This window comes from Chimaeribacter arupi, assembly GCF_002858805.1.
Lineage (GTDB): Bacteria > Pseudomonadota > Gammaproteobacteria > Enterobacterales > Enterobacteriaceae > Chimaeribacter > Chimaeribacter arupi.
Window position 1 is genome coordinate 39679 of sequence record NZ_PJZI01000002.1, and the last position, 21685, is coordinate 61363.

Below are 21685 nucleotides of genomic sequence, written 5' to 3' on the forward strand. Positions count from 1 at the left end.
TTCCTTTTAGTCATAGGTCACATCCACCCGCACCCGGCTGGTGACCAGGCCACTGGTGGCCGGCCCTGTGCCCTGATAACGCACCGTGAACGGGTAATCCTTGAGCAGGTTGCCGTCAGCCGGGAACACCACGTCCGAACTGCCGTCAGCGTTCAACACATTGGTGCCGTGCTCGCGGGAGAAGATCACGATGCCCACCCCCTGTGCGCCGCCGTCAGCAGGTGGGATTTCATTCAGAAACACCTGGTTTTGCACCGGCAGCGCATAGGGGCTGAAAGCAAAGTGCAGGCCGGCGGCGGCGGCGCCCCCGGCATTTTCCATGCAGTCGGTCACCGTGATATGAAACGCTTCCCCGCCGGTATTGTCAGTGGGGCTGACCCGCGGGTTGCCGTCGCCGTCCACCAGTGCCGCACGATGGATGACCGGCAGCCGCATGTAACCCTCATTGTCCAGGCTTATCGTGCAGGTGTTATCGCGTATCTGGGCGGTAATGGTCAGATCCGTGCTGTTCCCGTCGCCGGCAAAGGCGCCGGAAACGTTAAGGGTGACCAACAGCACCAGCCGGCATACAGAAAAGAGAGGTCGTTTCACGTCATGGCTCACTATGCTGGTTAGCGTGAATTATTCATACGTCACGGCAAAGGTGAGAGGGATGGTGGTATCCCCTGCGGTCACATTGTTAATTGAGCGCTGATAGGCGATCACCATACGGGCGTTCATGTCCACTGAGGCACCGCCGCTGGTGATGCTCACGTTTTGCGGCGGCGGGTTGCTGCACACCAACGCGGTGCCGTTGTCCGCTTCGCCTTTCCACAGCTCAACCGCAACCGCCGTCGCTGTACCGGTACCGGTGAACGACGGGCCATCGGCGCTCGGGCCGGAGCAGCCGGAACCCGCACTTTTCGTCGCGCTATAGTTCGCTTTCACCACACCGCTGCAATTGCTGAAGACCAGCTTGAACGGCTCCACCCGGCTTTTGTTCATCAGATCAGATTTATAGACATTGCCGAAGTTAAGCTCGTTGATGACGGTGCCTGCGCCGTTCTGGATTTGCGCGGCGCAGGTGCCGGCCTCAATCACGGATTCAAAGGTCATTGTGACGCTGTCGGTGCCTGCCAGGGCGGGCGCGGCGATACCCAGGCAGAAGATCCCTGCGCTGACGGTCATGCTGATGTTTTTCATAGTCTCTCCCGTGACATTATTCATAAGTAAACGCAAAGGTCGCCAGCGCGCTGAATTGGCCGGTCGTCGCCATATTGGCCTGCGTTTCCGTCAGGCGGGCGGTGAGGTTCACCTTTTTGTCCTGCTTAATTTCCGTCTCCGTCCAGACCAGGCGCTCCGCATCCGTGGTGGAGTTAATTTTGAACGGTTTGTCCGGGGCGCTGGTGCGGGCGATGCTCACGCCGATAAATTGCGCGCCGCCATCCCCCTGCGCGATGTTGTTTTTAATGCCGGTCGGGATCTCACTGACCGACCCGTTCACCGAGGTTTTCAGTTTTTGCAGGCTGCCGGGGCATTCCACAATATCCAGCGAGAAGGCCGCCGTCGTCGTCGCTTGATCGCCCGCGATCAGTTTATCCAGCCCTACTTTGCCGCCAACACCGATTTTCAGGGTATTGTTCTGCCCATCACCGGTGCCGCCGGTCACTTTCATGGTACAGGTGGTCTCTACAATGTTGGCTTTGAACACTATCGGCACATCCTGAGCCTGTGCCAGGCCACCGGTAAACAGCAGCGCCAGGGGCACTGCCCGGCACGCCATGCTTAGTTTCTTCATTCTCATCCTTCCTTTTTGCTGGTTTTTCATTTCACTACGTTCTAATAGCCAGAGGGTGACGTCGCTGTCAGGGGGGACCTCCTGTCTCCATCACTGTTTCGCGTCTGCGACGCGGCCCGCCTCCATCACACAGGGCTGCTCGCCAAGGGAGAGGCTGCCCGCCAGCACCGGCGCTTCCGGTGTGATGCGGTAGTCCACCCGGCAGCGCTGGTCTGCCCCGCTGCCCCAGGCCACCTGCAATACGCCGCTGTCCGGGATGCCGCGCACAAAGGCTTGCCCCGCCTGCCCGACCACGCCCACCGAGCGGCCGTCAAGCAGCACGTCTGCCGCCAGAGGGATAAAGCCCTGGTCGCTGCGTGTCAGGGACAGCAGCACCGAGCGTTCGTCATCGGTTTCAAAGTTGACTTTCACCACCGCTCCACCCGCCGGGATGGCCAGGGTGCTGGTGTTTTTGATCTCCACATCCTGCGTCAGGGTGCCGATGTCCAGTGCCACCGTGTTTTCGCGGTAGGCCGTCAGGCCGGTGTTCACCGCGTAACCGTCGCTATTGATGCGCCCCATTGAGGCCACGCCCGCCCCTTCTGCACCTTTGGCATACACCAGCGCCAGGGTTTCGCTGTCACTGATGCTGTTCGGGGCCAGCGTGATGCCGTCACCGTGCAGCAGCAGGCCGCCGCTGTAGCTCAGGGAGTACTGGCGGTCCGCCTCATCCGACACGGACACCGAGGCGCTGACCGGGCCATAGGCACTGTTGTAAGTGCCGTACCCGCTGAGATCCGCCAGGGACTGCTCATCAGTGCGGTTGTAACTGGTGCTGATGCTGTAGTTGACGCGGTCATCCTCACTGCTGCCGTTAGCCGACACGCTGGTATTGCTGTTGCCGTCACTGTCGACGTTCATGCCCATATTCAGGTTGGAGAATCCGCCCGGTGCCTTGCGGCTCTGGGTAAAGTTTTCCAGCGGCAGCGTCAGGTTGAGGTAGATGCTGTCATCTTTGACGCCCAGCTCATCGTAGGTGCGCTGCACAGAGAGGCTGTAGCTGCCCCAGCGGAAGCTGTTGCTGTAACCGGCAGAGAACTGCGAGGTCGGTTCATCTTTCGCGCCCCAGTAATCCTCCCAACTGCCGGTGAGGTAGAGCGAGCCGTAATCGCTGTCATTGATGCGTACCGGCTGGCTGATGTTGAGCTGGACCTGGTTTTTCATCCGCTGGTACTGGTTGTAGTCCCCCTCATCATCACTGCCGCCATGCAGCGAGGCGGCGTCAGCGAGGGTCATGTAGTGCTCAGTGGAGAAGCGGTAGGCGGCAAAGTTAAACGAGGTGTCGGTGCTGCTGAGGGTTTTGTTGTACGACAGGCGGTAGCTCTGCCCCTGTAACATCTCGTCGGCCACTTCCGGGTCATTCAGGTAGGAGTGGGTCACGTCAAAGGCGATCGCCCCGAAACGGGTGTTCATCGCCACCCCCAGCAGGCCGGAGACGTAGCCGATGTCCAGATACTCCACCCCGGCATAGCCGGTAAAGGTGTTGTTGAAGCCGTAGTAGCCGTTGGCAGCCATGACCCACGGGCGCGTGGTCAGGTCGCCCTCATTGTACTGGCCGAGGCCGACATCCCAGCGGGAGGCCCCCGGCCGCAGCATCTGGGTCACGGAGGCATAAGGGATTGAGAAGCTGTTTTTGCTGCCGTCCGCCTCTTCAACCGTCACGTCCAGATCCTGCCCGTAACTCACGGTGGAGAGGTCAGTCAGTTCAAAGGCACCGGGCGGCACCGTGGTTTCATACACCTTGTTGCCGTCCTGCATGACGGTGACTTTGGCGTTGGTCCGGGCCACGCCGCGCACCACCGGGGTAAAGCTGGAGAGGCCGCGCGGCTGCATACGGTCATCGTTGTAAAGGCGGATGCCGCGCAGGTTCACTGAGTCGAAGGTGTCGCCGCGGGTGTAGGAATCACCCACCAGAAATTGCGCCTTCAGGCTGGGGATGTCCCGTTGCAGGTAGATGTCGTGGCTGTCGTAGTCGGTGCCGCTGTCACTGTCCCAGTCCAGATTGCCCCTGGCCCGGAAACGCCACGCGCCGAGGTTGCCGCCGAAACGCAACCCGGCATAGGCAGATTCACTGCGGTCATGGTCATTGACGCTCTGGTAACCATTCAGGTCATAGGAGAGCATCGCGGCCGGGATGCCGTAATCCCACAGGGCCGGGTCAACATAGCCTGCCGGTTGTTGCAGCACGTAAACCTGCGGCAGGCTGACGTCCAGCACCTGAGCGGAGGGGTCGTAATTCAGCTGTGCCGTGCTGTAGTAGCGGTTCAGGTCCAGGCAGCGCTGCTCCAGCGGTTCGGCGCTTTTTTCCGCCTCCAGTGCCGGCAATAATTCTTCCGTTTTGATGCCCAGTTGCATCAGTTGGCGCAGGGTCAGGCAGGGTGTCGCCACCGGCGTGCCGTTCTCAAGGAAGGTCACGTCGCCGTTGACTTTAGGCACGCCGTTCAGCTGAATCGTCACCGGATAGGTACCGGGCAACACGGGGTTTCCGCGCGCGAAACGCCCCAGTTCGATCGGTGAACCGGTGCTGAAAAGAAACTGCTCATTGAATTCAATGTCGGCTGCGGCATAACTGTGCCTGGCACCTATCAGGCAAGCCACCCAGACACCGGCAGATAAGAGGCGAGAGAATTGTTTTGCTGACACAGTGACACCCGTCCTTGCCTGAAAGATCCCCTGTTAGACAGGGCGTTACAGTTGGCTTTCGTACTGATTTAACCCACCGAAGTCATTGATGGTGTTGAATTTCACGACACCTTTTCCGGGAGCAGGCGACCCTTTTACCGTGGCGCTGAGGCTGGAGAACGGCGCAATCTGCGACAGCTCAAGCGGGTATGTCTTGCCGTTCTGCACAAATTCACCGCTGTGCAACACCACGTAGTAAGGGGAGTCATTGCGGATGGTCGCTTTTGCCTTGCCGCCGCTGTTTTCCAGCGACCACTTGAGGCTTTCAGCCGCCGCGGCCGCAGACCCTTTCAGCCCTTCAGGGCGGAAAAAGAGCTTAATGCGGGTACGGAAGGCGAGTTGCAGCAGGCTCTGTTTCTCGTCCGCGCTGGGTTTCGGCGGCACTTCCAGCACGTTGAACCAGTAGAGTGTTTCCCTGTCCTGCGCGACCGGCTGGCCCAGGTAGGTGATGCGCACCGTCTGCCCTTTGCCCGGATCAAGGCGCGACACCGGCGGGGTAACGACAAACGGCAGTTTCAGCGCCTGCGGGTTGGCGTCTTCGCGGCCGTCATCCAGCCAGACCTGCGCCAGCAGCGGGTTGACGCCCTTATTGGTCAGGTTGACCGTGACATTTTTTGCCGGTTGGGCATACACAACCCGGGTGCTGGATAAGACGATATCGGCCTGCGCGCTGTAGCTTGCCGTCAGGGCAGCCGCAAACAGTGCGGCGGTGGCGGCCGGGGTGGGAGTAGAAGAAAACATAAGTGTCCTGTAAATGAATAATGAACATCCCCGCCGCCCGGCAGGCGGCGGGGCCAACCGGTTATGGTTTATTCATAACTCATGGTGAAGGTGGTGTTGCTGCTCACCTTCCCGGCGACGATGTCGTTCGTGGTTTCGTTGTAGTCTGCGCTCGGCACGTAAGAGACCATAAAGGCCAGCGAGCCCTCGCCTGAGGAAATATCCGCAACCTGGGTGGCGTTCATGTCACCAATTTTGATCTGGGTTTGATCGGCAGACGTGTTGTTAAACAACGCCAGGCTGACGTTCTGCGCCGCGCCTGCTACCGTTGGGTCTGGTTTCAGCGTGCCGTTAGACAGCTCGGCGAATTGCTGAGAGGTGAAGGTGACACTGGCTTTTTCATAGGCACCCGCCGGGCATTCGGTGAGTTTCAATTCAAACTCTTTGGCACCCACGCCGCGCGTGTCCAGCGAGGCACCTTTCACGTCTGCCTTTTGCACCACCGGCAGGCTGATGGTGACATTATTCGCTTCAACGCCGTTATTGGTGGTGATTTTGCAGGTGGTATCCGTGACAGCGCCGTCAAAGGTGATAAGCCCTACGGCATTATCCGCGTAGGCAGAGGAAGCGCCGAGAGCCAGTGCCAGTGCAGAGACTGCAAGCATATGTTTTTTCATTTTCATGTCCGTTTAAAAAATGGGATAAGCGAATTCGGGGGAAATACTTAAGGTTCGGAGGAAAGAACCTTAAACTTCAGGAAAAAACCTTAAGATTTGGGAAAAAATCTTAGGAAAATTTCCCAATTCCGGCCTCATTATCCTTTTAAAGGGCACATGAACAATCGGCCATTAATAAATAATCAATTAACTATTATTTAATAGTTAATTTCCCCTGCTAATTATGAAAAATATAATCAGCAAAGATTGAATCCATTCCTTTTTATTTATTCATTACTCAACAAACCTATTACCCCCTTGCCTTACCCCCTCACCGGACAGCAAGTATTTTTACTTTTTTTTTACACCCCGCCCTCCGCTTTTTTCAGCTTCTTTGCCCCGCGCGCTTTACGCTGCCCTTCGTCCCACATTGGAAAAAATTCCCTTTTTTTACAGGAGAGAAACATGAGTTTCGGCGTAATCGCGGGTGCAGTACTGGTGCTGTTGCTGCTGGCCTACCTGATCTATGCCCTGCTCCGGGCGGAGGCATTTTGATGACCGCTCAGGGCGCAGGATTGATTGCCGGTTTTATGCTGGTGCTGTTGTTGCTGGCGCGTCCGCTCGGCAGCGGGCTGGCACGGCTGATTGAAGGTACGCCGCGGCCGGGGTGGCAACACCTGGAAAACGGCGTGTGGCGGCTGGCCGGTATCCGGCCGGAGGAGATGAACTGGGTACAGTACCTGCTGGCGCTGCTCGGCTTTAACCTGCTGGGGCTGGTGCTGCTGCTGGCGCTGCTGCTCGGGCAGGGGGCGCTGCCGCTGAACCCGCAACAGTTGCCGGGGCTGCCGTGGGATCTGGCGCTGAACACCGCCGTCAGCTTTGTCACCAATACCAACTGGCAGGCGTACAGCGGCGAAAGCACGCTGAGCTACTTCAGCCAGATGGCCGGGCTGGGGGTGCAGAACTTCCTGTCCGCTGCCACCGGCATCGCCGTGGCGTTCGCGCTGATCCGGGCCTTTGCCCGCCCCGCTGCCGCCACGCTCGGCAATGCGTGGGTTGACCTCACGCGCATCACCCTTTACGTGCTGCTGCCGCTCTCATTGCTGATGGCGCTGTTCTTGGTGAGCCAGGGGGTATTGCAGAACCTCGCGCCTTACCAGCATGTCGCGACGCTGGAGGGCGGTGCGCAACTGCTGCCGATGGGGCCGGTGGCCTCGCAGGAAGCGATCAAAATGCTCGGCACCAACGGCGGCGGCTTTTTTGGGGCCAACTCTGCCCACCCGTTTGAGAACCCGACCGCGCTGAGCAACCTGGTGCAGATGCTGGCGATTTTCCTGATCCCGTGCGCGCTCTGTTTCGCCTTTGGCGAAGCAGTGGGCGACCGCCGCCAGGGCAACGCGCTGGTGTGGGCGATGTCGCTGATTTTCGTGGTCTGCGTGATCGTGGTGATGTATGCCGAACTGGCCGGTAACCCGCACTTTACCGCGCTGGGCGCGGACAGCACCGCCAATATGGAGGGCAAAGAGACGCGCTTCGGCATTCTCGCCTCGTCACTGTTTGCGGTGGTGACCACCGCCGCCTCGTGTGGGGCGGTCAATGCGATGCATGACTCCTTTACCGCGCTGGGCGGGCTGGTGCCGATGTGGCTGATGCAGATTGGCGAGGTGGTGTTCGGCGGCGTCGGCTCCGGCCTCTACGGCATGCTGCTGTTTGTGCTGCTGACGGTGTTTATCGCCGGGCTGATGATTGGCCGTACGCCGGAGTACCTCGGCAAGAAGATCGACGTGCGCGAGATGAAAATGACCGCGCTGGCGATTCTGGTCACCCCGGCGCTGGTGCTGCTCGGCACCGCGCTGGCGCTGGTTACCGAAAGCGGCCGGGCGGGCATCCTGAACCCCGGCGCGCACGGCTTCAGTGAAGTGCTCTACGCCCTGTCGTCGGCTGCCAATAACAACGGCAGCGCCTTTGCCGGGCTGAGCGTCAACACGCCGTTCTATAACCTGTTGCTGGCGGTGGCGATGTTCCTTGGCCGCTTCGGCGTGATCCTGCCGGTGATGGCGATTGCCGGGTCACTGGTGGCGAAAAAACGCCAGCCTGCCGGGCCGGGTACGCTGCCCACCGCCGGGCCGCTGTTTATCGGCCTGCTGGTCGGCACTGTGCTGCTGGTCGGCGCCCTGACCTTTATCCCTGCCCTGGCGCTTGGCCCGGTGGCGGAACACCTGCTTATGATAACGGCCCCGCTGCACGCGGCGGCTCACTGAGAACGGCGGAGAACTGACGCAATGACCCGTAAACATTCTGCGCTGCGTGACCCGGCGCTGCTGCGCGCTGCCCTGCCGGACGCCCTGAAGAAACTCGACCCGCGCACCCAGTGGCGCAACCCGGTGATGTTCGTGGTGTGGCTCGGCAGTGTGCTGACCACGCTTATCTGGCTCGAAGGGCTGGTGAACCAGCGCGGTGACAGCGCCTTTACCGGCGGCATCGCCCTGTGGCTCTGGTTTACCGTGCTGTTCGCCAACCTGGCGGAAGCGCTGGCTGAAGGGCGCAGCAAGGCCCAGGCCGCCAGCCTGAAAGGGGTGAAAAAGAGTAACTGGGCGAAAAAACTGGCGGCCCCGCAACCGGATGCCGCCCAGGAGAGAGTCACCGCCGAAAGCCTGCGCAAAGGCGACTGGGTGCTGGTGGAAGCCGGCGATACCATCCCGTGTGACGGCGAAGTGCTGGAGGGCGGTGCCTCGGTGGATGAGAGCGCCATCACCGGTGAGTCTGCCCCGGTGATCCGTGAGTCAGGCGGGGATTTCGCCTCCGTGACCGGCGGCACACGGCTGCTCTCAGACTGGCTGGTGATCACCTGTAGCGCCAACCCCGGCGATACCTTCCTTGACCGGATGATCGCGATGGTGGAAGGGGCGAAACGGCGCAAAACGCCCAACGAGATCGCCCTGACCATTTTGCTGATTGCGCTGACGATTGTGTTCCTGCTGGCGACAGCCACCCTCTACCCGTTCTCCGTGTTCAGCGTGATGGCCGGGCAAGCCGGGACGCCTATCACCGTCACGGTGCTGGTGGCGCTGCTGGTCTGCCTGATCCCGACCACCATCGGCGGGCTGCTGTCCGCGATTGGCGTGGCCGGGATGAGCCGGATGCTGGGCGCGAATGTGATCGCCACCAGCGGCCGCGCGGTGGAAGCCGCCGGGGATGTGGATGTGCTGCTGCTCGACAAAACCGGCACCATCACCCTCGGCAACCGCCAGGCCTCGGATTTCCTGCCGGCACCGGGCGTGAGCGAGCAGGATCTGGCGGACGCGGCGCAACTCGCCTCGCTGGCGGATGAGACGCCGGAAGGGCGCAGCATCGTGGTGCTGGCGAAACAGCGCTTTAACCTGCGCGAGCGCTCACTCGCCACCCTGAACGCCAGCTTTGTGCCCTTCTCCGCCCAGACGCGGATGAGCGGCGTGAATATCGGCGAACGCTCGGTGCGCAAAGGCGCAGTGGACGCCATCCGCCGCCATGTCGAGGCCAACGGCGGCAGCTTCCCGACAGCGGTCAACACGCTGGTGGAGAGCGTGGCGCGCCAGGGCGGTACCCCGCTGGTGGTGGCGGACGGCAACCAGGTGCTCGGCGTGGTGGCGCTGAAAGACATCGTAAAAGGCGGCATCCGCGAGCGTTTCGCCCAGTTGCGCAAAATGGGCATCAAAACCGTGATGATCACCGGTGATAACCCGCTGACCGCCGCGGCGATTGCCGCCGAAGCCGGGGTGGATGATTTTCTCTCCGAGGCCACGCCGGAAGCCAAGCTGGCGCTGATCCGCCAGTATCAGGCTGAAGGCCGGCTGGTGGCGATGACCGGCGACGGCACCAACGACGCCCCGGCGCTGGCGCAGGCTGATGTGGCGGTGGCGATGAACTCCGGCACCCAGGCGGCGAAAGAGGCAGGCAACATGGTGGACCTCGACTCCAACCCCACCAAACTGATCGAAGTGGTGCACATCGGCAAACAGATGCTGATGACGCGCGGCTCGCTGACCACCTTCAGCATCGCCAACGATGTGGCGAAATATTTCGCCATCATCCCGGCCGCGTTTGCCGCCACTTACCCGCAGCTCAACGCGCTGAACGTGATGCACCTGCACTCACCTGCGTCCGCCATTATGTCGGCAGTGATTTTCAACGCGCTGGTGATTGTATTTTTAATCCCGCTGGCGTTGAAGGGCGTGCACTACAGTGCGATGGGCGCGGCGGCGCTGCTGCGGCGCAACCTGTGGATCTACGGGCTGGGCGGGCTGCTGGTGCCGTTTGCCGGCATCAAACTGATTGACCTGCTGCTGACCCTGCTGGGCATGGCGTAAATAAGGAGAGTGATGATGATGATGTTACGCCCGATGATTGTGGTATTACTGCTGCTCAGTGTGCTGACCGGCATCGCTTACCCGCTGCTGACCAATGCGCTGTCCGCGTTGCTGTTCAATGCGCAGGCCAACGGCTCGTTGCTCTACCGTGACCAACAGGCAGTGGGGTCTTCGCTGATTGGCCAGAATTTTACCCGCGGTGACTATTTCTGGGGCCGCCCTTCCGCCACCTCCCCGACACCTTATGCTACGCTGGCGTCGGCGGGCAGTAACCTGGCGGGCAGTAACCCGGCGCTGGATCAGGCGGTGGCGGCACGCATCACCGCATTACGCGCCGCCAACCCGGAAAGCCCGGCCCGCGTGCCGGTGGAGCTGGTGACGGCTTCCGGCAGCGGGCTGGACCCGCAGATCTCCCCAGCGGCGGCGCGCTGGCAGATCCCGCGTATTGCCCGCGCGCGCGGGGTCCCGGCGGAGACGCTGGAAACCCTGATCGCCGCGCATACTGAGACCCCGTTCCCGGCGTTTATCGGCGCGCCGGGGGTGAATGTGCTGCAACTGAACCGCGCCCTGGATGCGCTCAACAAGGATAAGTCATAGTGAATGAGGTGCCTGCGCGCCCCGACCCGGATGCCCTGCTGGCGCTGGCCAATGCCCGCCCGCGCGGCCAGCTGAAAATTTTCTTTGGTGCCTGCGCCGGGGTGGGGAAAACCTACGCCATGTTGCAGGAGGCGCAGCGGCTGCACGCCGCCGGGCTGGATGTGCTGATAGGCGTCGTGGAAACCCACGGCCGCCGGGAAACCGAAGCGCTGCTGGCGGGCATCCCGGTGCTGCCGCTGCGGCGCATTACCCACCGGGGCCGCCCGCTGCCGGAATTTGACCTGGATGCCGCACTGGCACGCCGCCCGGCGCTGATCCTGATGGATGAGCTGGCGCACAGCAACGTCGACGGCTCCCGCCACCCGAAACGCTGGCAGGACGTTGACGAGCTACTGAACGCCGGGATCGATGTGCTGACCACGGTGAACGTGCAGCATCTGGAGAGCCTGAACGACGTGGTCGGCGGGGTGACCGGCATCCGCGTGCGGGAAACGGTGCCCGATCAGGTGTTCGATCAGGCCACCGAAGTGGTGCTGGTGGATCTGCCGCCGGATGACCTGCGGCGGCGGCTGAAGGAGGGCAAAGTCTACCTGCCCGGCCAGGCCGAGCGGGCGATTGAGCACTTTTTCCGTAAAGGTAACCTGATTGCGCTGCGTGAACTGGCGCTGCGCCGTACCGCAGACCGGGTGGACGGCCAGATGCGCGAGCTGCGGCAAGGGCCGGAGAGCGAGGCCCTGCGCCATGCGCGGGATGCGCTGCTGGTGTGCATCGGCCCCGGCGGCGGCCAGGAGAAGCTGGTGCGGGTGGCCGCCAGGCTGGCGGCGCGCCTCGGCTGTGACTGGCACGCGGTCTATGCCGAAACGCCGCGCCTGCACCGGCTGCCGGAGGCGCGGCGGCGGGCCATTCTACAGGCGCTGAAACTGGCGCAGGCCCTGGGCGCGGAGACGGCGACCCTGGCCGATCCCCAGCCGGAACAGGCGCTGCTGCGCTATGCACGCCAGCACAGCCTGGGCAAAATTGTCGCCGGGCGGCCGCCGACGCCCCGCCGCTGGCGGCGCAGTTTTGGCGAACGGCTGGCGCGGCTGGCCCCGGATGCCGATCTGCTGCTGGTGCCGCTGGCCGACGCGCCCTTCCCGCCCACCGCCCCGGACCCGCGCCCGCTGGCCGGGCGCTGGCGGCGGCAGTGGCAGGGCTGCGGGCTGGCAGTGGCGCTGTGCGCGCTGATCACGCTGGCGGCGCACTGGCTGCTGCCCGGTTTCGATCCCTCCAATCTGGTGATGCTCTACCTGCTCGGTGTGGTGGTGGTGGCGCTGTTCTTTGGCCGCTGGCCGTCCGCGCTGGCGGCGCTGCTGAATGTGGTCTGTTTTGATCTGTTTTTCGTGCAGCCGCGCGGCTCGCTGGCGGTGACGGATGTGCAGTATCTGGTGACTTTTGCAGTGATGCTGATTGTCGGGCTGGTGATCGGCAACCTCACCGCCGGGGTGCGCTACCAGGCGCGGGTGGCGCGTTACCGCGAACAGCGTACCCGGCATTTGTATGAGATTTCCACCGCGCTCAGCCAGGCGCTGACCCCGGAAGAGGTGGCGCGCACCGGCTGCCGCGTGGTGGCCAGCGGCTTCCCGGCGCGGGTCAGCGTGTTCCTGCCGGACGATCAGGGCGTGTTGCAGCCTTTCAGTGAAGAGGGGGCCGCGCCCGGCCCGATCGACCCGGCCATCGCCCGCTGGAGTTTTGACACCCACGCCCCGGCGGGTGCCGGCACCGACACCCTGCCCGGCGTGCCTTATCAGTTGCTGCCGCTGGCGACGGCCCGCCGGACATTTGGCCTGCTGGCAGTGGAGCCTACCAGCCCGCGCCAGTTGCTGGTGCCGGAACAGCAACGGCTGTTGCAGACCTTCACCGTGCTGCTGGCCAATGCGCTGGAGCGGCTGCATCTGGCGGCTGAAACCGAGCGGGCGCGGGTGGACGCGGAGCGCGAGCAGTTGCGCAATTCGCTGCTGGCCGCCCTCTCCCACGATCTGCGCACGCCGTTGACGGTGCTGTTCGGGCAGGCGGAGATTCTGACGCTGGACCTGGCGGCGGCGCACTCCCCGCATGCGCCGCAGGCCAGCCAGATCCGCCAGCAGGTGTTGAGCACCACCCGGCTGGTGAATAATCTTCTGGATATGGCGCGCATCCAGTCGGGCGGTTTCCAGTTGCGCAAAGAGTGGCAATCTTTGGAGGAGCTGGTGGGCAGCGCGCTGCGCTCGCTGGAGCCGTTCCTCGACAGCCACCGGCTGGTGCTGAACCTGCCGCCGGCGCTGGTGCTGGTGGAGTGCGATGCCGGGCTGATTGAGCGGGTGCTGGTCAATCTGCTGGAAAACGCCCACAAGTACGCCGGGCCGGGTGCCACGCTCGGCATCAGTGCGGATGTGCAGCCGGAGATGCTGGCGGTCACGGTATGGGATGACGGCCCCGGCATTCCGCCCGGCAGTGAACAGCTGATCTTCGATAAGTTCGCCCGCGGGCATAAAGAGTCAGCAATTCCTGGCGTCGGCTTGGGGTTGGCGATTTGCCGTGCCATTATGTCGCTTCATGGCGGTGATATTCAGGCCGCAAACCGGCCTGAAGGCGGTGCGGCGTTCTGTTTCCGGCTGCCGCTCGCCCCACCGCCGCACCTTGAAATGGATGCCGACGAGGAGAACTGACCCTGAACCCGGTGCAGATTCTGATAGTAGAAGATGAGAAAGAGATCCGCCGCTTTGTGCGTACCGCGCTGGAGGCAGAAGGCTGGCGCGTGCATGACGCCGCCACGTTGCAACGGGGGCTGATCGAAGCCGCGACCCGCAAGCCGGATCTGATCATTCTGGATCTTGGCTTGCCGGACGGCGACGGGCTGGATTTTATCCGGGATCTGCGCCACTGGAGTGCGATCCCGGTGATCGTGCTGTCAGCCCGCAGTGAGGAGGAAGATAAGATCGCCGCGCTGGATGCCGGGGCGGATGATTACCTCAGCAAGCCGTTTGGCGTCGGGGAGTTGCTGGCACGGGTGCGCGCCTCGCTGCGCCGCCACGGCAACAACAACGGCGGCGAAAGCCCGCTGGTGACGTTTTCAGACGTGACGGTGGATTTGCTGAACCGGCAGGTGACGCGGCAAGGCGAGCCGGTGCACCTGACGCCGATTGAGTTCCGGCTGCTGGCAGAACTCCTGGCGAACCGGGGAAAAGTGCTGACCCAGCGCCAGTTGCTGAGCCGGGTGTGGGGGCCGAACGCGGTGGAACACAACCACTATCTGCGCATCTATATGGGCCATTTGCGCCAGAAACTGGAAGCCGACCCCACCCGGCCGCAACATCTGCTGACCGAAACCGGCGTCGGCTACCGTTTTATCAGTTAACCCCGCGTGGCGGGCAACCGCCCACGCGTGCGGCCATCAATAGAAGTCCTGAACCGCCAGTTCCGACTGGGCAAGCCAGACCGGTTTATTGCTGGTTTTTTGCCAGACGCGGTGCAGGTAACTGTAAAAACGGGCGCGATCGCGGCGCAACAGCATCACCGGCAGGGCCAGAACGCCGACCACCAGCACGGCCAGGCGGCGCAAGAAAATTTGGTAGCGGGGAAACGCGGTATAGATGGACATGGCTATCTTCCTCAGCAGTAAAGTTACGCAGGTAAACAGTCACGCTGTTTATGTAAGTTAGTATAAATATTACTCTGCGTGATGTAATTTTACCACTCATCCGACCACTATTTTTCGCGTTTTTTACCTTATCCTACCTTATTTCTGTCATTAAGTTACAAGAGTGTTAAGAATTAACTAACCATTAGTTAATTTACGGCTATTCCGGCTGGTCTTCCGGCTGATCCTCTGCGGCATCTTGTGGGGCCAGCGTCAGCGTAATGGCCGCGACGGCGGTTTGCAGTGCCTGGTTAACCTCAGCGATCTGCGCGGGGGTCAGGTCAGTGCGCATCATGTTGCTGCGCAGGACGTGCTTCAGCTGTTTCATGGTGCCGCTGATCCCTTCTGCCAGGTTGCCTTCGCGGTTCTGCGTTACCTGCGCCAGCCGGGCAAAAATGACATCTACTGCCATCTGATGCTGTGCCAGCTCCGCTTCCCCGGCGGCAGTCAGGCGGTAACTTTTACGGCCATTGCCGGTCGGCACCGCTTCCAGTAACTCCTGCTCTTCCAGCAGCGTTAGCGTCGGGTAGATCACGCCGGGGCTGGGCACGTACAGGCCGGATGAGGCTTCTTCAATCGCTTTGATCAGCTCATAACCGTGGCTCGGTTTTTTCGCCACCAGTGCCAGCAGCACCCGCTTCAGGTCACCATGTTCAAACAGACGGTGCAGTCTTTCACCCTGGCCGCCACGGCGCCCGCCGCGCTCACCGTGGTGATGCGCATGGTGCCCGCCACGGCGGATCAGGTTATAGACTTTGTCGCGACGGCGGCCGCCGGCTTTGCGGGGGGTAATGTGGTCATTAATCATTGTTCACTCCACTCGTTTTAGATATATCGATTTGTTTTCGATATATCTAAAATAGACGCTGCGCAGAAGGCAGGCAAGATCTTTTTGCAAATTCGATATATCTATTTTGCGGGCATAAAAAAAGCGCTGTGTTCACAGCGCTTTTTCAGCAAGTCGGGAAGGTGTCGCGATTATTTGGCGTTCGCCAGCACTTCACTGACGATATCCACCGCTTCTTTCTCGATCTTCTCGCGGTGCTCAGCACCCAGGAAGCTCTCGCAGTAGATTTTGTACGCCTCTTCGGTGCCGGACGGGCGTGCGGCAAACCAGCCGTTGTCGGTCATCACTTTCAGGCCGCCGATTGCCGCGTTGTTGCCCGGTGCGGCAGTCAGGCGCGCGGTGATTTTGTCACCGGCCAGTTGGTCAGCCTTCACCTGCTCCGGGGAGAGCTTGGAGAGCGCCGCTTTCTGCGCATGGCTGGCCGGTGCCTGGATACGGTTGTAGCTCGGCGCGCCGAAACGCTGTGCCAGCTCATCGTAATGCGCCTGCGGGTTTTTACCGGTCACGGCGGTGATTTCCGCGGCCAGCAGGCACATGATGATGCCGTCTTTGTCAGTGGACCACGGGGTGCCGTCGAAGCGCAGGAACGAGGCCCCGGCGCTCTCTTCGCCGCCGAACCCGAAGCTGCCGTCATACAGGCCGTCCACGAACCATTTGAAGCCGACCGGCACTTCCACCAGCTTGCGGCCCAGGTCGGCCACTACGCGGTCGATCATCGCGCTGGACACCAGCGTTTTGCCGACGGCCACATCCTGGCCCCACTGCGGGCGGTGCTGGAACAGGTACTGGATGGCCACTGCCAGATAGTGGTTCGGGTTCATCAGCCCTTTCGGGGTGACGATGCCGTGGCGGTCATAGTCCGGGTCGTTGGCGAAGGCCAGATCGAACTTGTCACGCAGCGCCAGCAGGCCGGCCATCGCGGACTCGGAGGAGCAGTCCATGCGGATGATGCCGTCGTGGTCAAGGTGCATGAAGCGGAAGGTCTGGTCGACTTCATCATTCACCAGCGTCAGGTCGAGCTTGTAGTGCTCGGCGATGCGCTGCCAGTAGGCGATGCCGGAGCCGCCGAGCGGGTCAACGCCCAGCTTCAGGCCCGCACGCTGGATGGCCGGCATGTCGATGATGGAGGTCAGCCCCTCAATGTACGGCTGCACCAGATCTTTCTCGTGCAGGTGGCCGCTCTGCCGGGCTTTGTCCAGCGACTGGCGCTGCACGCCGTTCAGGTTGTCGGCCAGCAGCGCATTGGCGCGCTTTTCGATGACCGAGGTCAGGTTGGTGTCAGCCGGGCCGCCGTTCGGCGGGTTGTATTTGATGCCGCCATCTTCCGGCGGGTTGTGGGACGGCGTGATCACAATGCCGTCTGCCTGGGCGCCGCCGTTCTGGTTGTGTACCAGAATCGCATTGGAGACCGCAGGCGTCGGGGTGAAGCCGTTATCCTGCTGGACAATCACGTCCACGCCGTTGGCGGTCAGCACTTCCAGCACAGAGATGAAGGCCGGCTCTGAGAGCGCGTGCGTATCCTTACCCACGTAGCATGGCCCGGTTGTGCCCTGCTGTTTGCGCACTTCGGCAATCGCCTGGGCGATAGCCAGAATGTGTGCCTCGTTAAAGCTGTGACGCCCGGCGCTGCCGCGGTGCCCGGAGGTGCCGAACTTCACCGCATGCGCAGTGTTGCCCGGCTCCGGACGCAATACATAATATTGCGACGTCAACTGTGCCACATTAATCAAATCGCTCTGCTGAGCAGGTTGCCCTGCACGTGGATGATTAGCCACCGGCACTTCTCCCTTTCGCTAAATTAAATGGTGCCGCAAACTTTGTCAGTCAGTTCCACCGGGAACTGCATCGCCTGCATGATGGTTTCAATCATGCTGCGTTTACGGCCGGTATTGGTGTTGGTGATGACCCAGTACGGTGTGCCCGGAACAGGTTTGGGCTTGGTGTGGTTACCGCCCTGGAGCAGGGTTTGCTCGTCGCCGGCAAAGTAGGTGCGCGTGCGGCCGTGCAAGGTTTCCGTCGCCGCCGCGAACTCCTGCGGCGCCAGGCTATATAAGGTCGACAACACCAGCATAAAGCGGTTCACAGCCTTGTTCTGCTCGGCGTACTCATCCGACAGCAGCAGTTCACGCATCGCCCGGACTTTGTCACGCGGCTGTTGCGCGGCGGCCGGGGCCGTCACGGAAGGTGCGGCCGGGGCAACCGGCGCGGCCTGCGGCTCAGCGCGGGCCTGCATCGACTGGGCAACGGCGGCCGGGGCCGCACGCACGGCCTGCTGGCCGGGGGTGAACTTCAGCATACGACGCAGAATGTCGGACGCGCTCTCACCGATATGCTGGGTATGGCTCGCGATATAACGATAGAGCTCTTCGTCAACCTCAATAGTTTTCATCTTTATCCAGTACTGTTTTTCTACTTAATTCAATCGAAAAGAGTATACAAGCTAATCCGGTTTCGCGAACAGGTTCCTGCGGCCTCAGCCAAAAATGCAGACTATTACCTAAACGCGCTGCCCGGCAGGCGCTTCGTCATCTCTCAATCACGGGGAAGATCCAGATTTATATCTCATGATAACCTAAGGAGATTGTCTCTCAGTATGAACTTTGCCATGAAATTGAATTATCGCTTACAAACCGACCATTCACCGGCCGGTGCGCTGCCGGTGGTGCTGATTCACGGGCTGTTCGGCAGCCTGGATAACCTCGGCGTGCTGGCGCGCGACCTGCGTGACCGCCACCCGGTGGTGCAGGTGGATATGCGCAACCACGGGCTGTCACCGCGGGCGCCGGGCATGACCTACCCGGAGATGGCGGCGGATTTGAAGGAGTTGCTCGACGATCTGGCGATTGAGCGGGCGATTGTTATCGGCCACTCGATGGGCGGCAAAGCGGCGATGGCGCTGACGGCCGTGGCCGGGGAGAAAATTGAGAAACTGGTGGTGATTGACGTCGCGCCGGTGGATTACCAGACCCGCCGCCACGATGAGATTTTTGCCGCGATCCGCGCCGTCACGGAGGCCGGGGCAACAGTGCGCAGCGCCGCCGCCGGCATCATGCGGGATTATCTGGACGAAGAGGGTGTGATCCAGTTCCTGCTGAAATCGTTCCATGAGGGCGAATGGCGCTTCAACGTGCCGGTGCTGTGGGACCAGTACGCGCACATCACCGGCTGGGAGCCGGTGCCTGCCTGGCCGCACCCGGCGCTGTTCATCCGCGGTGGTCACTCCCCCTATGTTCAGGAGAGCTACCGCGAAGAGATTGCGCGCCAGTTCCCGCAGGCGCGCGCCCATGTGGTGGCCGGTACCGGCCACTGGGTGCATGCCGAGAAACCCGAGGCCGTGCTGCGTGCCATTAACCGGTTCCTCGGCGAGGCGTAACCGCTAGTTCAGGGCGTCGTCCGGCCAGTATTTGTAGCCGTACAGCATCGCCTGGGCGGAGAGGCCGTTGTCGGTGAGCTGATAGATGCTGATGCCGGACACCCCCTGCTCCACTGCGGCCTGGGTGCTCAGCGTGCGGCTGGGGGTGGCGCCGCCCTTGTCTTTATATTTGGCAGAGGCATGAGTGTCTGCGCTCAGCATCAGGCCATGTTCGATGAAATCGCTCAGGCTTTTCGCTGTCGGGAACACCATCAGAAAGCGGATCTGGTTGACCCCCAGCCCTACCCCGGTTCCCGCCTGCGCCACCCGCATGTAGGTCTCTTTGCCGCTGTGGTTGTCATGCACCACGCCGTACCCGTTTCCGATCCCGACCACCATGATTTTATTGCTTTGCAGGGCAAACACCCCGTAACCCGCCGCCTTTTTCAGCGCCTGCTCTGCTGCCGGGTAACGGGTACACACCTCTTTCAACGTGGTTTGCTGCATGGCGTGAATCGAACGGCGCTGCTGCGCCGGGTTATCGCCCTGGGCACCACAGCCGCTCAGCATGACAGTAAAAATAATCCAGACAAATGATTTAAAATTAATTATATCAAACATTTATGGTTAATCCTGACCGATAAACCGCGCATTTTGTCAGGTTTTTACCCTGAAAGCGCCGGTCAAAGCGGCTTACCGCACAAAATGAAAAATGGGCTGAAACGCCAACAGATGAACCAGGACAGGCAGTTAGGCATTGTTCCGGCGGCGCGGGCTGGGGTATTATGGCGCGCTATTGTTTTGCCGCCGTCCGCGCTGCTGCGCAACGGGGTAATGTGGGTTAAGGTTGATTGACCTGAACGTATATTCACCGAGCCATCCGGCTGCGCTGGCGCAGGCAGATGTTTATCCCTTAGTTGTACCGCTACCTATATGGCAAAAGAACAAACGGATCGCACTACGCTGGATCTGTTCGCAGATGACCGTCGTCCCGGCCGCCCCAAAACCAACCCGCTTTCCCGTGATGAACAGCTGAGAATCAATAAGCGGAATCAATTACGGCGCGATAAAGTCCGCGGTTTGCGGCGGGTGGAATTGAAGATTAATGCGGACGCGGTGGATGCGCTCAACAAGCTTGCTGAGCAGCAGAACATCAGCCGCAGCGAACTGATTGAACAGATGTTGCTGGAACAGTTGCGCAAACAACAGGCTGAATCCTGACGGCCTGCTGTTTGCGCCCTGCCCTTCCCCCAGACCGGTGGTGAACCCAGTTCACCACCGGTTTTGTTTTAGGGCGTCCTCAGATTAGAACGTTTCCCAGTTGTCCTGGCCGGACGCCGGGGTGCGTGCGCTGACGACCGCCACGCTTTTCACCGGGGCCGCAGCCACGGCCGGGGTGCGCACTGCGCCGTCCCGCAGGGTAAAGGTGGCCACTGTCTGGTTCAGCACGGCCGCCTGCTCTTCCAGCGACAAGGCTGCCTGCGACGCCTGCTCCACCAGCGCGGCGTTCTGCTGCGTCACGCTGTCCATTTCTGTCACCGCCAGGGCCACCTGGCTGATGCCTTTGCTCTGCTCGTCTGACGCAGAGGCGATTTCGCCCATGATGTCCGTAACGTGGGTGATGGACTGCACGATGTCGCCCATCGTCTGGCCTGCGCTGGCCACCAGTTTGGACCCGCTGTCCACCCGGCTTACCGATTCGCTGATCAGGTTTTCAATCTCTTTCGCCGCCTGCGCGCTGCGCTGTGCCAGGTTGCGCACTTCGCTCGCGACCACCGCAAAGCCGCGGCCCTGCTCACCGGCCCGCGCGGCTTCTACCGCGGCGTTCAGTGCCAGGATGTTGGTCTGGAAGGCGATGCTGTTGATCACGGTGGTGATTTCAGCAATTTTCTTCGAGCTGCCGGAGATTTCCTGCATGGTGCGGACCACATCGGCCACAATCTGCCCGCCTTTCTGGGCGGTGACGGAGGCGGTGCTGGCCAGCTGGCTGGCGTGGTGCGCGTTGTCGGCGTTGTGTTTCACCGTGGCGGTCAGCTGCTCCATGCTGGCGGCCGTCTCTTCCAGCGCCGAGGCTTGTTCTTCGGTACGGGAGGAGAGATCGTTGTTGCCGGCAGAGATTTCAGACGCCCCCTGATAGATGTTATCGGTACAGGAGCGGATCGCCAGCACGGTTTTCGCCAGGCTGTTTTGCATATCACGCAGCAGCGGGATCAACCTGCCGACGCAGTTGCTGCCGAAATCATGCAGCTCTTTGCCGAGATCGCCGTTGGCAATCGCCGCGAACTGCCCGCGCAGGGTGTCCAGCGGTTTCACGACCGCCATCACCAGGTAACGGTCAGTGGCAATCAGCAACAGGATGCCGAAGGTCAGCGCCGCGATCAGGATCACTTTGCTGGTGGAGGCGATGCTGTGGAAATCCGCCTTGGAAGCGTCAATCTTCGCCGTGGCCTGTTTGGTATACCGGGCGTTGGAAGCGGAGAACTGGCGGCTCAGGGCCGGCACCGTCACTTTGGACAGCTGGCGGTAGCTTGCCATGTCGCCCCGTTTGGCGGCCTGATAGAGCGGGTTGACACCCTGCTCGATCAGCGCTTCCCAGTCATCCGTCACCTGTTTGACGGTGTCCGGCTCAATGCTGGCATTACCGATCTTTTTAAATTCACTGTATGCGCCTTGCAGGTTCGCCAGCGCCTTGGCCACGGAATCGAAATCCGGGTTCGGCTCATTGGAGGCAACGCTGTCGACGGCACGCGCCAGGCGGGTCACCGTACGGAAATACTGGTCGTTGCCGTGGTTAATCAGGTCAATATTCTGTACCAGCAGCGCACTGGCCTCGGTTGTGTCAGTGAGTTTATTCAGAGAGATGACGGTATAGGCCGCAACCCCGCCCCACAGGACGCAAAATATCCCCAGCACCCACAACAGGGCGGCACGGATGGTGATGTTTTTTAAAAACTGCACATTTCCTCTCTCGAAACAGGATGTTTCAGGCTGAACAACGTGGATCCGGGTACTCG

20 protein-coding genes are annotated in these 21685 nt (G+C 61.3%); 8 read left to right on the forward strand and 12 right to left on the reverse strand.

All coding sequences use genetic code 11. From position 1 onward, the window contains the following. Positions 1-6: 6 nt before the first annotated feature. From CYR52_RS01750 to CYR52_RS01775, 6 genes are all read right to left on the reverse strand, one after another. The gene (locus CYR52_RS01750; RefSeq protein WP_072926885.1) at positions 7-591 is read right to left on the reverse strand and encodes a fimbrial-like protein; all 585 of its coding nucleotides are present in this window, start codon (positions 589-591) and stop codon (positions 7-9) included. Positions 592-621: 30 nt separating this feature from the next. Continuing rightward, complete coding sequence (locus CYR52_RS01755) at positions 622-1182, reverse strand: fimbrial protein (RefSeq protein WP_101827851.1); 561 nt, start codon at positions 1180-1182, stop codon at positions 622-624. A gap of 16 nt (positions 1183-1198) precedes the next feature. Further along, positions 1199-1777, reverse strand: a complete 579-nt coding sequence (locus tag CYR52_RS01760; RefSeq protein WP_101827852.1) for a fimbrial protein — start codon at positions 1775-1777, stop codon at positions 1199-1201. A gap of 90 nt (positions 1778-1867) precedes the next feature. Then, on the reverse strand, positions 1868-4414 hold the full coding sequence (locus CYR52_RS01765; RefSeq protein ID WP_072926263.1) for an outer membrane usher protein: 2547 nt from the start codon (positions 4412-4414) through the stop codon (positions 1868-1870). A gap of 90 nt (positions 4415-4504) precedes the next feature. Beyond that, positions 4505-5239 (reverse strand): fimbrial chaperone, encoded by a 735-nt coding sequence (locus CYR52_RS01770; protein ID WP_101827853.1) that lies wholly within the window; start codon positions 5237-5239, stop codon positions 4505-4507. A gap of 68 nt (positions 5240-5307) precedes the next feature. Beyond that, positions 5308-5901 (reverse strand): fimbrial protein, encoded by a 594-nt coding sequence (locus CYR52_RS01775; protein WP_420912760.1) that lies wholly within the window; start codon positions 5899-5901, stop codon positions 5308-5310. Between the two features lie 438 nt (positions 5902-6339). On the opposite strand from CYR52_RS01775, the gene kdpF reads away from it, so the two are divergent. From kdpF to kdpE, 6 genes are read left to right on the forward strand one after another with little or no spacing between them, the layout of a single operon-like run. Further along, the gene (kdpF, locus tag CYR52_RS01780) at positions 6340-6429 is read left to right on the forward strand and encodes a K(+)-transporting ATPase subunit F (RefSeq protein WP_079205155.1); all 90 of its coding nucleotides are present in this window, start codon (positions 6340-6342) and stop codon (positions 6427-6429) included. Then, on the forward strand, positions 6429-8135 hold the full coding sequence (gene kdpA, locus CYR52_RS01785; protein ID WP_072926269.1) for a potassium-transporting ATPase subunit KdpA: 1707 nt from the start codon (positions 6429-6431) through the stop codon (positions 8133-8135). The genes kdpF and kdpA overlap by 1 nt, the downstream gene beginning before the upstream one ends. Positions 8136-8156: 21 nt before the next feature. Continuing rightward, a complete protein-coding gene (kdpB, locus tag CYR52_RS01790; RefSeq protein WP_072926271.1) occupies positions 8157-10220 on the forward strand; it encodes a potassium-transporting ATPase subunit KdpB in 2064 nt (687 codons plus the stop codon). A 15-nt stretch (positions 10221-10235) separates the two neighbouring features. Then, on the forward strand, positions 10236-10817 hold the full coding sequence (kdpC, locus tag CYR52_RS01795) for a potassium-transporting ATPase subunit KdpC (protein WP_072926887.1): 582 nt from the start codon (positions 10236-10238) through the stop codon (positions 10815-10817). Beyond that, a complete protein-coding gene (gene kdpD / locus CYR52_RS01800) occupies positions 10814-13501 on the forward strand; it encodes a two-component system sensor histidine kinase KdpD (RefSeq protein ID WP_072926272.1) in 2688 nt (895 codons plus the stop codon). The genes kdpC and kdpD overlap by 4 nt, the downstream gene beginning before the upstream one ends. A 2-nt stretch (positions 13502-13503) precedes the next feature. Beyond that, complete coding sequence (kdpE, locus tag CYR52_RS01805) at positions 13504-14190, forward strand: two-component system response regulator KdpE (RefSeq protein WP_394853977.1); 687 nt, start codon at positions 13504-13506, stop codon at positions 14188-14190. A gap of 36 nt (positions 14191-14226) precedes the next feature. On the opposite strand, the gene CYR52_RS01810 is transcribed toward kdpE, so the two are convergent. The 4 genes from CYR52_RS01810 to seqA all read right to left on the reverse strand — a co-directional run bounded on the left by CYR52_RS01810 (position 14227) and on the right by seqA (position 17708). Beyond that, complete coding sequence (locus tag CYR52_RS01810) at positions 14227-14433, reverse strand: YbfA family protein (RefSeq protein WP_072926276.1); 207 nt, start codon at positions 14431-14433, stop codon at positions 14227-14229. A gap of 199 nt (positions 14434-14632) precedes the next feature. Continuing rightward, positions 14633-15280: a PadR family transcriptional regulator gene (locus CYR52_RS01815; protein ID WP_101827855.1), complete on the reverse strand. Its 648-nt coding sequence runs from the start codon at positions 15278-15280 to the stop codon at positions 14633-14635. Positions 15281-15450: 170 nt separating this feature from the next. Continuing rightward, positions 15451-17094, reverse strand: coding sequence for a phosphoglucomutase (alpha-D-glucose-1,6-bisphosphate-dependent) (gene pgm, locus CYR52_RS01820; RefSeq protein ID WP_101827898.1), 1644 nt, complete (start codon positions 17092-17094; stop codon positions 15451-15453). A gap of 23 nt (positions 17095-17117) precedes the next feature. Continuing rightward, positions 17118-17708, reverse strand: a complete 591-nt coding sequence (seqA, locus tag CYR52_RS01825; RefSeq protein ID WP_072926279.1) for a replication initiation negative regulator SeqA — start codon at positions 17706-17708, stop codon at positions 17118-17120. A 204-nt stretch (positions 17709-17912) separates the two neighbouring features. Between seqA and ybfF the strand changes: the two genes are divergently transcribed. Then, on the forward strand, positions 17913-18692 hold the full coding sequence (ybfF, locus tag CYR52_RS01830) for an esterase (protein WP_101827856.1): 780 nt from the start codon (positions 17913-17915) through the stop codon (positions 18690-18692). Between the two features lie 3 nt (positions 18693-18695). Here the strand turns inward: ybfF and CYR52_RS01835 are convergent, their stop codons facing one another. Further along, on the reverse strand, positions 18696-19292 hold the full coding sequence (locus CYR52_RS01835; protein ID WP_101827857.1) for a lipid-binding SYLF domain-containing protein: 597 nt from the start codon (positions 19290-19292) through the stop codon (positions 18696-18698). A gap of 312 nt (positions 19293-19604) precedes the next feature. Here CYR52_RS01835 and ybfE point away from each other — a divergent pair, with 312 nt between their 5' ends. Then, positions 19605-19892: a LexA regulated protein gene (ybfE, locus tag CYR52_RS01840; protein WP_072926284.1), complete on the forward strand. Its 288-nt coding sequence runs from the start codon at positions 19605-19607 to the stop codon at positions 19890-19892. 84 nt (positions 19893-19976) lie between these two features. On the opposite strand, the gene CYR52_RS01845 is transcribed toward ybfE, so the two are convergent. Further along, on the reverse strand, positions 19977-21629 hold the full coding sequence (locus tag CYR52_RS01845; RefSeq protein ID WP_072926285.1) for a methyl-accepting chemotaxis protein: 1653 nt from the start codon (positions 21627-21629) through the stop codon (positions 19977-19979). Between the last annotated feature and the right edge of the window lie 56 nt (positions 21630-21685).